Genomic DNA, 12,358 nt, shown 5'->3' with positions numbered 1-12,358 from the left:
CAATCCAGAGTCGCGGGCGGGACTCTGAATTGCCTCGTCGCTTCGCTCTTCGCAATGACGGCGAAGACGGTCGTCAGACCGCCATCACCTTCGCGATCGCGCGCAAATCCTGCCAGGACAGCCGCTTGTAGGACGGCGAGCGCAGCAGATAGGCCGGGTGGAAGGTGGCGATGGCGCGGATGGTCCGTTTGCCGGTGTCGTAGTCGCGCCATTTGCCGCGGCTGCGCATGATGCCCTCGGTCGTTCCGAGGATCGCCTGGGTCGACGGGTTGCCGAGCGTCACCAGCACGTCGGGATCGACCAGCTCGATCTGGCGGCGGATGAAGGGCAGGCAGATCTGTGTCTCCTGCGGCGTCGGCGTGCGGTTGCCGGGCGGCCGCCACGGAATGACATTGGCGATGTAGACCTTGCTGCGGTCGAGCCCGATCGCGCCGATCATGCGGTCGAGCAGCTTGCCGGAGCGGCCGACGAACGGCAGCCCTTCGATATCCTCGTCACGGCCCGGCGCCTCGCCGACCAGCATGATGCGCGCCTGCGGATTGCCGTCGGCGAACACCAGCCGCGACGCGGTCTGCTTCAGCGCGCAGCCGTCGAAATTCTCCAGCAGTTCGCGGAGCGCCTCCAGGGTCGGCGCCGTCAGCGCCGCCTCGCGGGCAGAGGCAATGGCGGCCTCCGGTGGGGGCGGCGGTTCGCCGCGTGGCGGAATAATCGCCGGTGCCGGCAATCGGCCGGCTGGCGACGCTGCCGCCGGACGCGCCACGGCAGCGGCCGGGGCCGGCGCCACCTCGGGCTCCACCAGGCGATTGATCGGCTCGTCGGCCAGCGCGCAATCGACCCCGGCCTCCAGATAGAAGGCGAGCAGTTGCCGGACGTCGGGGAGGGGCTCGGGAGTCATCATGATTTGCGACAGTCTACGCCGCCTTGGCGCATGGCGGAATGCATTTACGTGGTTGTCCTGCCCCGAAAAATCGGAAACAAGAGCTTGGAATAACCCAAAAAAAGGGACGGAACGCCCTAGTGTTCCGGCGCCGGCCTTCGCTCCCCTTCAGGATCACCTCCAGCGGACGGCCAACGCCTTCGGAACCCTAGTTAAGTCATTGTTGCTATTGCAGCTCTCCGGGTTTGACCTTTGCTTGCGCCAGGGGGCTGCAAAGGCCACATCCACTGCACCAGCCGGGCCTGAGATCGAGAGACATGAGCACCGAAGAATTACCTCCGCGCGAATCCATGGAGTTCGACGTCGTCATCGTCGGCGCCGGCCCTTCGGGCCTGACCGCCGCGATCCGGCTGAAACAGCTCAATGCCGACCTTAACATCGTGGTCGTCGAGAAGGGCTCCGAGGTCGGCGCGCACATTCTGTCGGGGGCCGTGATCGATCCGCTCGCGCTGGACAAGCTGATCCCGGACTGGCGGTCGGACGACGATTGCCCGCTGAAGACCCAAGTCAAGGACGACAAGTTCTTCTGGATGACCGAGAGCGGCGCGATCAAGCTTCCGGCCTTCGCGACGCCGCCCTTGATGCACAATCATCACTGCTACATCGGCTCGCTCGGCAATGTGTGTCGCTGGCTGTCGCGCAAGGCCGAGGCGCTCGGCGTCGAGATCTATCCGGGCTTCGCGGCGACCGAGGTGCTGTATGACGAGCAGGGCGCGGTGCGCGGCATCGCCACCGGCGACATGGGCATCGGCAAGGACGGCAAGCCGAAGGCCTCGTTCACGCGCGGCATGGAGCTGCTCGGCAAGTATACCCTGTTCGCGGAAGGCGCGCGCGGCAGCCTGTCCAAGCAGCTGATCGCGAAATTTGCGCTGGATGCCAAGAGCGAGCCGCCGAAATTCGGCATCGGCCTGAAGGAAGTCTGGCAGATCGATCCCGCCAAGCACCAGAAGGGACTGATCCAGCACTCGTTCGGCTGGCCGCTCGACATGAAGACCGGCGGCGGCTCGTTCCTCTATCACTACGACGACAACCTGGTCGCGGTCGGCTTCGTCGTGCATCTGAACTACGACGATCCCTATCTGTCGCCGTTCGAGGAATTCCAGCGTTTCAAGACGCATCCCTCGATCCGGGGCGTGTTCGAAGGCGGCAAGCGTCTGGCCTATGGCGCGCGCGCCATCACCGAGGGCGGCTATCAATCGGTGCCGCGGCTGTCGTTCGCCGGCGGCGTACTGATCGGCTGCGCGGCGGGCTTCGTCAACGTGCCGCGTATCAAAGGCGTGCACAATGCGATGGGCAGCGCCATGCTGGCGGCCGAGCATGTCAATGCGGCGCTCGCGGCCGGCCGCGCCAATGACGAGCTGGTCGACTACGAGAACGCCTGGCGCTCATCGCCAGTCGGCGAGGACCTGTTCAAGGTCCGCAACGTCAAGCCGCTGTGGTCGAAGTTCGGCACCGTGCTCGGCGTCATCCTGGGCGGCTTCGACATGTGGTGCAACACGCTCGGCTTCTCGCTGTTCGGTACGCAGTCGCACGCCAAGCCGGATCGCGCAACGCTCGATCCTGCCAAGGCGCACCAGCCGAAGCCCGTGATGAAGCCGGACGGGAAGCTGACCTTCGACCGGCTGTCGTCGGTATTCTTGTCCAATACGAATCACGAGGAAGACCAGCCGGTGCATCTGAAGGTCGCCGACATGGCGCTGCAGAAGAGCTCCGAGCACGACGTCTATGCTGGCCCGTCCAACCGCTATTGCCCGGCGGGCGTCTATGAGTGGGTCGAGGACGGCGCCAGCCCGCGCTTCGTCATCAACGCGCAGAACTGCGTCCACTGTAAGACCTGCGACGTCAAGGATCCCAATGGCAACATCACCTGGGTTCCTCCGGAAGGTGGCGGGGGGCCGAACTACGAAGCCATGTAGCGCAATTCACGCACGATTGCGTGAGGCGGTCGCCCCTGCAGGGGCGACCGGCCACGATACGGCCATACTGGCGCGGTTTGACGCAGGTCACCTTCGTCAAAGGGGTTCGCGGCTGACCCGAATATCCTGCAAATCCTTGCGGTTGGCCGCCAAACGCGGCATTGTCGGCGCCTTGAAGAGCGGCCGACCGGGGTCGCGTCCGATACGACCATTCCTTTCCAACAACCAGAGCGCACCGTGATGTTATCCATTCGCAATCGCTGGACCGCAATTGCCGTTGCCGCCGTGCTGCTTCCGGGCGCCGTTCTGGCTCAGACGCCAGATCACCCGTCGGATAACAGCGCGAAGTTTCCCGCCGGCGTCGATCTGAAGTCGCTCACCACCTCGGGCAGCTATCTGGCGGCCCGCCACGCCAGCGTCGAGCGCGATGCCGCGTCCGCCGCCGCGTTCTACCGTTCCGCGCTGCGCACCGACCCCAAGAACAACGAGCTGCTCGATCGCGCCTTCATCTCCTCGGTCGCCGATGGCGACATCGAAGAAGCGGTCAAGCTGGCGGAGCGCATCCTCACCGTCGACAAGTCGAACCGCATCGCGCGTCTCGTCGTCGGCGTGCAGGACATCAAGCAGAAGAAATACGCCGCCGCCCAGACCAACATCAATCAGTCGGTGCGTGGACCGATCACCGATCTCGTCGCGACCTTGCTGTCGGCCTGGGCCGCGGCCGGTGCGGGTGACGCCAAGACCGCGGTCGCCAATATCGACAAGCTGACCGGTCCGGAATGGTATCCGCTGTTCAAGGATCTGCATGCCGGCATGATCCTGGAGCTGGCCGGCAAGGAGAAGGAAGCCGGCACGCGCTTCGAGCGCGCCTACAAGCTCGACGATTCGATGTTGCGGATCACCGAGGCCTATGCGCATTGGCTGTCGCGCAACAAGGATGCCGCGTCCGCCACCGCGATCTATGAGGCGTTCGACAAGAAGCTTGCCCGTCATCCGCTGGTGCAGGAGGGCCTGCGCGACACCAAGGCGGGCAAGAAGCTGCCGCCGCTGGTCGATTCGGCGCAGGCCGGCGCCGCCGAGGCGCTGTACGGCATCGGTGCGACCTTGAGCCGCCGCGGCGGCGAGGATCTCGCGCTGGTCTATCTGCAGCTGGCACTGCACCTGCAGCCCAGCCATCCGCTGGCGCTGCTGTCGCTCGCCGATCTCTACGAGACGGTGAAGAAGCCGCAGATGGCGATCAAGGTCTATGAGCGGGTGCCGGCGAGCTCGCCGCTGAAGCGCAACGCGCAGATCCAGCTCGCCACCGATCTCGACAGCGCCGACCGCAGCGACGAGGCGATCAAGATCCTCAAGGACGTGATCGCGCAGGATCCGAAGGATCTCGAGGCGATCATGGCGCTCGGCAATATCGAGCGCGGCCGCAAGAAGTTCGCCGATTGCGCCAAGACCTATTCGCTCGGCGTCGACTCGCTGCCGGCGAACAATGACAAGGCCAACAGCGTCTATTACTACTATCGCGGCATCTGCCTGGAGCGCTCCAAGCAGTGGCCCAAGGCCGAGGCCGACATGCGCAAGGCGCTTGAGCTGCAGCCCGACCAGCCGCATGTGCTGAACTATCTCGGCTATTCCTGGATCGACCAGGGCGTCAATCTCGACGAAGGCATGAAGATGATCAAGCGCGCCGTCGAGCAGCGTCCGGACGATGGCTACATCGTCGACTCGCTCGGCTGGGCCTATTACCGCATCGGCAATTACGAAGAGGCGGTGAAGCATCTCGAGCGCGCGATCGATCTGAAGCCCGAGGATCCGACCATCAACGACCATCTCGGCGATGCCTATTGGCGCGTCGGCCGCAAGCTGGAAGCGAAATTCCAGTGGGCCCATGCCCGCGATCTGAAGCCGGAGGCCGAGGAGCTGCCGAAGATCGAGGCCAAGATTCAGAATGGTCTGACCGACGATCCGGCGCCTGCGGCGGCGAGCGCGGACACCAAGGACACGCCGTCCGACGCCAAGAAGGACGACGGCAAGGGCGGTTAGTTCGTCCAATCACGGTTTGAGAGCGATTGCGGGCTCCTCGGTTTGCCGGGGAGCCCGGATGATTTTGATGAAGCATGTGGCGGTGCCGGCCACGTTCGTTTCGGCCGCGGGCTGACAGCGACACCGGACCCCGCCACCGAGTTGGGGGCATTGCGCCGATGTTGGCGTCCACGGTCACCGGCGCGCCGCTGCAGGAGCAGGGCCGCGCCAAGGTCAATCTGACATTGCGCGTCGTCGGCCGCCGCGTCGACGGCTATCATGATCTCGAAAGCGTCGTCGCCTTCGCCGATTGCGCGGACCAGCTCACCCTGGTCCCTGGGCCGGAGCTGTCGCTGACCACCACCGGGCCTCTTGCGGCGGCCTGCGGCGAGACCTCCGACAATCTGGTGCTGAAGGCGGCGCGTCTGCTGGCCGAGGCCGTTCCCGGCCTGAAGCTCGGCGCGTTCGAATTGGAGAAGGTGCTGCCCGTCGCGGCCGGCGTCGGCGGCGGCTCCGCGGATGCGGCGGCCGCGCTGCGGCTGCTCGCCAGGCTGAACGACCTTCCGCTTGATGATCCGCGTCTGCAGGCGGTGGCGCTGAAGACCGGCGCGGACGTGCCGGTCTGCGTGCCCTCGCGGGCCTGCACCATGACGGGCGTCGGCGAAAATCTGCAGCCGCTCGCGCTGCCCGTCCTGCCCTGCGTGATGATCAATCCGCGCGTGCCGGTGGCGACCAAGGACGTGTTCCAGGCGCTCGGTCTCAAGCCGGGTGATCTCTTGGTCGGCGTGACCGATGTGCTGATGGCGCCGTCCTGGCCAGCGGCCGGCGGCACCATCGCCGACTGGGTCGATGCGCTCGGCCAGGTGAAGAACGATCTGGAGCCGCCGGCGCTGCAGGTGCAGCCGATCATCGGCACCGTGCTCGACGCGCTGCGCGCCAGCCAGGGCGTGTTGTTCGCCCGAATGTCCGGCTCAGGTGCGACCTGCTTTGCGATCTACGGCAGCGAGGCCGATGCGAAGGCGGCAGGCGCTGCAATCGCCGCCGCGCACCCCGAGTGGTGGGTGCATGCGGGGACATTGAGTTAGCTTGCGCAGCCGTCATTGCGAGCGAAGTGTTCAGACCGGGGACATAGCTTACACCTGTTCGGAGACATAGTTGACACTTTTCGGGCAGCGCAAATCGATCGCTGCGATCTGATGCGCGGCAAAGAAAATTCCGAATTTTCCGTCGGAACTGAGCGGACGAATAGCGAGCCGCTCACCGCGAAAGGCTTGCGGGACTTTCCAGAGCCGTCCCTTGAAACTGACATAGGCCTTGGTGGTGGATACCGAACGGACGATCTCGCCATCGTCGTATTCCACCGTCGGAAGGCGATCCAGCATCGTGCGCTGGCTGGGTCGATAGCGGCTTGCGGGCACATCGAAGTCCAACGCCTCGTGCGGCCGGTCGAGATTGTAGACGGCCCGCCAGTCGTCGAACGCCCGCTGGACGTCGATCAGGTCGCGATAGCGCTTGAGGGCAAAGACCTCGGCCTTCAAGGTGCGGTGGAAGCGTTCGTTCTTGCCCCGGCTCTGAGGATGGTAGGGCCGGCTGTGGATCGTTCGGACGCCGAGCTTCAGAAGCCACACCGTCAGCGTGGTCCAGGGGTCTTCAAGGGTGAAGCCCCAGGGGCCGCCATTGTCGACGAACATCGCATCCGGCAGTCCGTAGCGGCGGAACGTCGTCTCCAAATGGCCTTGTACCGTAGAGCCTCGTTCGTTGTCACAGGCGGCCAGGCACAAGGAGAAGCGCGAGTGGTCGTCCAACGCCGTCAGCGGATGACAGGACACGCCGTTCTCCAGCGCGCTGTGCCCCTTGAAGTCCATCTGCCAAAGCTGATTGGGCGCATCCTTCTCGAAGCGCGTGTAGGGCTGCCCGGGCGTGCCTGCAGGCTCGCTCACGCGATCGTAACGGCGCAGGATGGAGTGCACGGTGGATATCGCCGGGACAGCTTGCCCATCGCGCTCGAGACGACGTGCGAGCTTGCGCGCGCCCCAGGCCGGGTGAGCATCGCGCAGCGCGACAATCTGCTGCTCAGTCGCAGCCGCCGTGCGCTCCGGACTCCGATGCGGCCGCCGCGATCGGTCCGCCAGCGTCGTATCGCCAGCATCATCCCGCTGGATCCACTTGTAGCCGGTCTGGGGGCTGATGCCGAACTGCCGACACAGCTGCCGCCGGTTTACTCCCTCCTGCTTGGCAAGCATCACAAACTCTCGTCGCTGATCCATGACAGACACCTCTCGCCACGGCATCGCTCGCCCCCTTGTTTGACGAATCGAGCCGATTTTGACGTGTCAAACCATGTCCCCGAACACCCGTCAGCCATGTCCCCGGGCTAAACAGAAGCGAAGCAATCCAGAATCTTTGTCGCGCCCCTGGATCGCTTCGTCGCTTCGCTCCTCGCGATGACGGTGAGTGGAGCTACGGTGCTCGTCAATCAGCCCGCGCAGTCATCGCCCGGCTTGACCGGGCGATCTAGTATTGCAGAGGCTGTCGTGTCGATCGCGACAGGGCGGCGTAGTGGATACCCCGTCTGCGCGTGGCATGATACCCGCGATGGAGCCGGCAGGCGAACGAACTAATGCGACCTCGCCAGACAGAACGCGACGACCTGCTCGAGCGCGGTCTTCATCGGCGAGGCCGGGAACAGCGCTAGCGCGTCGACGGCCATGGCGCCGTAATGATGGGCGCGGCTGATCGTATCCTCCAGCGCGCGGTGCTTGTTCATCAGGCCGATGGCGTGGTCGAGATCGGAATCGCTGATCTCGCCGCGCTCCAGCGACTTGATCCAGAAGGCGCGCTCGCTGTCGCTGCCGCGGCGGAAGGCGAGCACCACCGGGAGCGTGATCTTGCCTTCGCGGAAATCGTCGCCGACATTCTTGCCGAGCTTGGCGGCCTTGCCGCCATAATCGAGCACGTCATCGACGAGCTGGAACGCAATGCCGAGATTCATGCCGAACGAGCGCGACGCGGTCTGCTCGGCCTTGGGACGATCGGCGAGCACCGGGCCGACCTCGCAGGCGGCGGCGAACAGCTCGGCGGTTTTGCCGCGGATCACGGCCAGATATTCATCCTCGGTGGTCGCGGTGTTCTTGGCGGCGGCGAGCTGCATGACCTCGCCCTCGGCGATCGTGGCCGCAGCAGCCGACAGGATGTCGAGCGCGCGCAGCGAACCGACTTCGACCATCATGCGGAACGCCTGGCCGAGCAGGAAGTCGCCGACCAGCACGCTGGCCTCGTTGCCCCAGAGCATGCGTGCGGACAATTTGCCGCGGCGCATCTCGCTCTCGTCAACCACGTCGTCATGGAGGAGCGTCGCGGTGTGCATGAATTCGACCGCCGCGGCGAGTTTGACATGGCCGTCGCCAGCATAGCCGGTGAGATGCGCCATCGCCAGCGTCAGCATCGGCCGCAGCCGTTTGCCGCCCGAGGAGATCAGGTGGTTGGCGACCTCGGGAATCATCGTCACGTCCGAACCGGTACGTGACAGGATCGTGGCGTTGACCCGTTCCATGTCGGCTGCGACCAGGCCGACCAGCCCATCGATGGAAGCGCCCGATGGACTCTCGAAAGGTACGATAACCGCCACGCTGGTCTCCAATTTTGCTATTCTGGGTTCGACAATAGAAACTGCGGCCGCAGGCGGCAAGGGCGGACACGTAACCTTGACCCAACCCGCCCCTGCATGGACCTCAGCCTGCACGGAGACATAACGATTGAAGGAATTGGTTCGGACCAACGATATCGTGCTGGTTTCGGCTGTTGGCGCGCTGCTCGACGGCGCTGATATCCACCATCTCGTGCTCGACCAGAATATGAGCATCATCGAGGGCTCGCTCGGCATTTTGCCGCGACGGATCCTGGTTCACGAGGACGACAATCTGCAGGCCCGCCGGCTTCTCACCGACGCCGGGCTCGGGCATGAACTCCGTCCCGATGAGTGACGCGGTCGCGATCTCCGAAGATGCCGTGCTCGGCGGCCGATTGCGGTTGAGGCAGCCGACCTCGGGTCATCGCGCCGGCCATGACGCCATCCTGCTGGCCGCAGCAACCTCCGCGCGTCCCGGCCATCGCGTCGTCGATCTCGGTGCGGGCGTCGGAACCGCCGGGCTGGCGCTGGCATGCCGCATCGGTGGTGTAGCCCTGACGCTGGTCGAACGCGAGCCTGAGCTGGCGCGCTTGGCACAGGACAATGCACGCGCCAATGAATTGCCTGCTGATGTGGTCACGCTGGATGTCGGCGCGGACGCTGCGGCCTTTGCCGCGGCTGGGCTCGGCCCCGACAGTGTCGATGTCGTGCTGATGAATCCGCCTTTTCACGACGCCGCGCGTCACCGCGCCTCGCCGGACAGTGCGCGGGCGACGGCGCATATGGCGACGGCAACGACATTGGAGGTCTGGACCCATGCCGCGCGCCGGATGCTCAAATCCGGTGGCGTGCTGACCTTGATCTGGCGGGCCGATGGTCTCGGTGAGGTGCTGGCGGCGCTGGCGCGCGGCTTCGGTAGCCTCGGGGTGCAGCCGGTGCACGGGCAGGCCGGGAAGCCGGCAATCCGTATCCTGGTCAGGGCCGTTAAAGGAGGGCGGGCACCCCTCCAGATCTGGCCGGGGGTGATGCTCAATGAGGCAGCAGGTGTACCTCATGACGACGTTGTGCGCGTGCTGGAGGGGCAGGGGGCGCTGGCCTTGGCTGGCTCCGGGCACCCCCTGAACGGTTGATCGAGGCCGCGCGTTATTGCGTCTGCGCTTCGGATTGGCGTTCAGTTACCGTCGTGAAACGGATCGCAGTCAAGAGAGTACCGATCAGCAGCATCAACAGGTAGACCTTCATGCATTCCTCCGCCGCACTCTGCAACTTGGCTCGCCGTGCAATTGCCCAGGGGATTGCAAGGCTCGTTCCAGCCCATTGAATGGCAGTGCCACGATAAAAAGTGGTTAATCCGAGGTAACAGAATGGTGGACAATTTGACACAAGTCGGCGCTGCAGAGGGGCCTTTGGATCGGTTGAAGGCGCTGCTTCCGGCGCGGCTGCGCGGCGCACCGGTCGTGCCCGTTGTCCGCCTCTCCGGCGTGATCGGCGCGGTGACTCCGCTGCGTCCCGGGCTGACGCTGGCCGGGGTCGCCAAGATGCTGGAGCGCGCGTTCGCGATGCGCAACGCCAAGGCGGTGGCGCTGGTAATCAATTCGCCAGGCGGCTCGCCGGTGCAGTCGCGCCAGATCTATCTGAGGATCCGGCAACTCGCGGCCGAGAAGAAGCTGCCGGTGCTCGTCTTCGTCGAGGATGTCGCCGCGTCCGGCGGCTATATGATTGCCTGCGCGGGTGACGAGATCTTCTGCGATCCCTCGTCGATCCTCGGCTCGATCGGCGTGGTCGGCGGCTCGTTCGGATTGCAGGACCTGATCAAGAAGATCGGCATCGAACGGCGGCTGTATACGGCCGGCGAGCACAAGGCGATGCTCGATCCGTTCCTCCCCGAAAATCCCGACGACGTGGCGCGGCTGAAGCAGATCCAGCGTGAGATCCACGCGCAGTTCATCTCGCTGGTGAAGCAGAGCCGCACCGGCCGGCTGAAAGGCGCCGACGACGTGCTCTTCACCGGCGAGTATTGGGCCGGCGATACCGCGGTGACGCTCGGGCTTGCCGACGGCATCGGCGATCTTCGCGCCGTGTTGCGTGCCCGGTTCGGCGACAAGGTGGCGATGCCCGTGGTGGCGCCGGCCGCCGGATTGTTGTCCGGGCTGCTCGGGCGCCGGTCCCCGGGGGCCGGCAGCTTGGCCTTCGGCTGGGCCGGATTCGCCGAGGAGCTGATCTCGGCCGCCGAAACCCGGGCGATCTGGGCCAGATTCGGGTTCTAGGCCGTCGTCCCGCGCTGTTTTGCCCCCTGCGATCCGGATTGCAGGGGGAACCGGGATCGGCGAGAATACGAATCGGGGGTGGCACTCATGATGGACAAGGATCGACCAATGCCGCCGTTCGTTGCATTCGCAGGGTTGGTGGGCGGGCTTGCCGTGGTTCGCTGGGCCTACAAGACCGCGCAGAAGATCAACCGCGAGCTCGAAGAAGCGCGGCTGTCGCGCGTCGCCGAGGCGGCCCAGACCGCTGAGATCAAGACCCTGCGCCGCGATCCGGTCACGGGCGCCTATCGGCCCGGCTGACCTCACGACCTGAGCGTCGAACTGGCGGCACGCTGGCCGCCCGGCCGCGATTGCTATTGCCTTGATTCCTGGTGGCCTCGCCGATACGGTCCGCGCGCTTTTCCGACCCCCGCGCGAAAGACCGATACCGACGATGGATTCGCTGCCTCAGCACATGCGCCCCGAACGTTCGTTCCAGGGCTTCATCCTGGCCCTGCAACGGTTCTGGGCCGAGCAGGGCTGCGTGATCCTGCAGCCCTACGACATGGAGATGGGCGCCGGCACCTTCCATCCGGCGACGACCCTGCGCGCGCTCGGCCCGAAGCCGTGGAATGCCGCCTATGTGCAGCCGTCGCGGCGGCCGAAGGATGGCCGCTACGGCGAGAACCCGAACCGGATGCAGCACTACTACCAGTTCCAGGTGATCATGAAGCCGTCGCCGCCGAACCTTCAGGAATTGTACCTGAAGTCGCTCGGCGCGATCGGCATCGACGCAGCCTTGCACGACATCCGGTTCGTCGAGGACGATTGGGAGAGCCCGACGCTGGGCGCATGGGGGTTGGGCTGGGAGTGCTGGTGCGACGGCATGGAGGTGTCGCAGTTCACCTATTTCCAGCAGGTCGCGGGCTTCGAATGCGCGCCGGTTGCGGGTGAGCTGACGTACGGGCTCGAGCGTCTGGCGATGTATGTCCAGGGCGTCGACCGCGTCTATGACCTCAACTTCAACGGCCGCGACGGCGACGCCAAGGTCACCTATGGCGACGTCTTCCTGCAGGCCGAGCAGGAATATTCGCGGCACAATTTCGAGCATGCCGATACCGAGATGTTGTTCGAGCAGTTCAAGATGGCCGAGGGCGCCTGCCGCAAATATCTCACCGCCGGCTGGCAAGAAAATTCAAAGCTGGGCAACCGCAAGGAGCATCTGATGGCGCTGCCGGCCTACGACCAGTGCATCAAGGCCAGCCACGTCTTCAACCTGCTCGACGCGCGCGGCGTCATCTCCGTCACCGAGCGCCAGAGCTACATCCTGCGCGTCCGCGAACTCGCCAAGGCCTGCGGCGAGGCCTGGCTGCATACGGAAGCGGGCGGGGTGGGGGCTGGTTAGAACGAACACGGCTGCTTCCGGGCCTCATGGTTCGAGACGCGCCGCGTGCGGCGCTCCTCACCATGAGGGTTTCCGTATCCCGCCGCAAAATCAGACCTCGTCCTGAGGAGCCCGCCGAAGGCGGGCGTCTCGAAGGACGGTGGAGGGCGCGCTTCCTTCCACGAGTTTAGCAATTCGCGATGGCCTGTCCTTCCAGGGGAAGGTGGTTCT

The 12,358-nt window shown here is 65.1% G+C and carries 11 protein-coding genes; 8 read left to right on the top strand and 3 right to left on the bottom strand.

Annotated features, from left to right (window positions below; all coding sequences use genetic code 11):
• Positions 1 to 73 precede the first annotated feature (73 nt).
• Positions 74 to 895, bottom strand: coding sequence for a uracil-DNA glycosylase (locus ACVIJ6_RS00920; RefSeq protein WP_456771080.1), 822 nt, complete (start codon positions 893 to 895; stop codon positions 74 to 76).
• Positions 896 to 1,194: 299 nt separating this feature from the next.
• Between ACVIJ6_RS00920 and ACVIJ6_RS00915 the strand changes: the two genes are divergently transcribed.
• From ACVIJ6_RS00915 to ACVIJ6_RS00905, 3 genes are all read left to right on the top strand, one after another.
• Entirely contained in the window at positions 1,195 to 2,853 is a 1,659-nt protein-coding gene (locus tag ACVIJ6_RS00915) for an electron transfer flavoprotein-ubiquinone oxidoreductase (RefSeq protein ID WP_456771079.1), read from the top strand.
• Positions 2,854 to 3,093: 240 nt separating this feature from the next.
• Complete coding sequence (locus tag ACVIJ6_RS00910; protein ID WP_456776859.1) at positions 3,094 to 4,890, top strand: tetratricopeptide repeat protein; 1,797 nt, start codon at positions 3,094 to 3,096, stop codon at positions 4,888 to 4,890.
• A gap of 158 nt (positions 4,891 to 5,048) precedes the next feature.
• The gene (locus ACVIJ6_RS00905) at positions 5,049 to 5,954 is read left to right on the top strand and encodes a 4-(cytidine 5'-diphospho)-2-C-methyl-D-erythritol kinase (RefSeq protein ID WP_456771078.1); all 906 of its coding nucleotides are present in this window, start codon (positions 5,049 to 5,051) and stop codon (positions 5,952 to 5,954) included.
• 48 nt (positions 5,955 to 6,002) lie between these two features.
• On the opposite strand, the gene ACVIJ6_RS00900 is transcribed toward ACVIJ6_RS00905, so the two are convergent.
• Positions 6,003 to 7,160, bottom strand: coding sequence for an IS481 family transposase (locus tag ACVIJ6_RS00900; RefSeq protein WP_456771077.1), 1,158 nt, complete (start codon positions 7,158 to 7,160; stop codon positions 6,003 to 6,005).
• A gap of 326 nt (positions 7,161 to 7,486) precedes the next feature.
• Positions 7,487 to 8,497 (bottom strand): polyprenyl synthetase family protein, encoded by a 1,011-nt coding sequence (locus ACVIJ6_RS00895; protein ID WP_012042549.1) that lies wholly within the window; start codon positions 8,495 to 8,497, stop codon positions 7,487 to 7,489.
• Between the two features lie 127 nt (positions 8,498 to 8,624).
• On the opposite strand from ACVIJ6_RS00895, the gene ACVIJ6_RS00890 reads away from it, so the two are divergent.
• The 5 genes from ACVIJ6_RS00890 (at position 8,625) to ACVIJ6_RS00870 (ending at position 12,148) form a co-directional block, all read left to right on the top strand.
• Positions 8,625 to 8,852, top strand: coding sequence for a putative signal transducing protein (locus tag ACVIJ6_RS00890; RefSeq protein ID WP_012042550.1), 228 nt, complete (start codon positions 8,625 to 8,627; stop codon positions 8,850 to 8,852).
• Positions 8,845 to 9,627 carry a tRNA1(Val) (adenine(37)-N6)-methyltransferase gene (locus tag ACVIJ6_RS00885; protein ID WP_456771076.1) on the top strand — a complete coding sequence of 261 codons (783 nt, stop codon included), beginning with the start codon at positions 8,845 to 8,847 and terminating at the stop codon, positions 9,625 to 9,627. Before ACVIJ6_RS00890 ends, ACVIJ6_RS00885 begins: the two co-directional genes overlap by 8 nt.
• Before the next feature lie 234 nt (positions 9,628 to 9,861).
• Positions 9,862 to 10,764 carry a S49 family peptidase gene (locus ACVIJ6_RS00880; protein ID WP_456771075.1) on the top strand — a complete coding sequence of 301 codons (903 nt, stop codon included), beginning with the start codon at positions 9,862 to 9,864 and terminating at the stop codon, positions 10,762 to 10,764.
• Positions 10,765 to 10,872: 108 nt separating this feature from the next.
• Complete coding sequence (locus ACVIJ6_RS00875) at positions 10,873 to 11,064, top strand: hypothetical protein (protein ID WP_456771074.1); 192 nt, start codon at positions 10,873 to 10,875, stop codon at positions 11,062 to 11,064.
• Positions 11,065 to 11,197: 133 nt separating this feature from the next.
• Positions 11,198 to 12,148, top strand: coding sequence for a glycine--tRNA ligase subunit alpha (locus ACVIJ6_RS00870; protein ID WP_456771073.1), 951 nt, complete (start codon positions 11,198 to 11,200; stop codon positions 12,146 to 12,148).
• Positions 12,149 to 12,358: the final 210 nt, after the last annotated feature.

Source organism: Bradyrhizobium sp. USDA 4369, from assembly GCF_054056435.1.
Note: the sequence above shows the minus strand (reverse complement) of the source record. Positions and strands in the feature narration are given on the sequence as shown.

Bases quoted from the DNA above. Each gene is read 5' to 3' on its own strand.
- ACVIJ6_RS00920 (WP_456771080.1), bottom strand. From the start codon at position 895: ATGACTCCCGAGCCCCTCCCCGACGTCCGGCAACTGCTCGCCTTCTAT.
- ACVIJ6_RS00915 (WP_456771079.1), top strand. From the start codon at position 1,195: ATGAGCACCGAAGAATTACCTCCGCGCGAATCCATGGAGTTCGACGTC.
- ACVIJ6_RS00910 (WP_456776859.1), top strand. From the start codon at position 3,094: ATGTTATCCATTCGCAATCGCTGGACCGCAATTGCCGTTGCCGCCGTG.
- ACVIJ6_RS00905 (WP_456771078.1), top strand. From the start codon at position 5,049: ATGTTGGCGTCCACGGTCACCGGCGCGCCGCTGCAGGAGCAGGGCCGC.
- ACVIJ6_RS00900 (WP_456771077.1), bottom strand. From the start codon at position 7,160: ATGCCGTGGCGAGAGGTGTCTGTCATGGATCAGCGACGAGAGTTTGTG.
- ACVIJ6_RS00885 (WP_456771076.1), top strand. From the start codon at position 8,845: ATGAGTGACGCGGTCGCGATCTCCGAAGATGCCGTGCTCGGCGGCCGA.
- ACVIJ6_RS00880 (WP_456771075.1), top strand. From the start codon at position 9,862: ATGGTGGACAATTTGACACAAGTCGGCGCTGCAGAGGGGCCTTTGGAT.
- ACVIJ6_RS00875 (WP_456771074.1), top strand. From the start codon at position 10,873: ATGCCGCCGTTCGTTGCATTCGCAGGGTTGGTGGGCGGGCTTGCCGTG.
- ACVIJ6_RS00870 (WP_456771073.1), top strand. From the start codon at position 11,198: ATGGATTCGCTGCCTCAGCACATGCGCCCCGAACGTTCGTTCCAGGGC.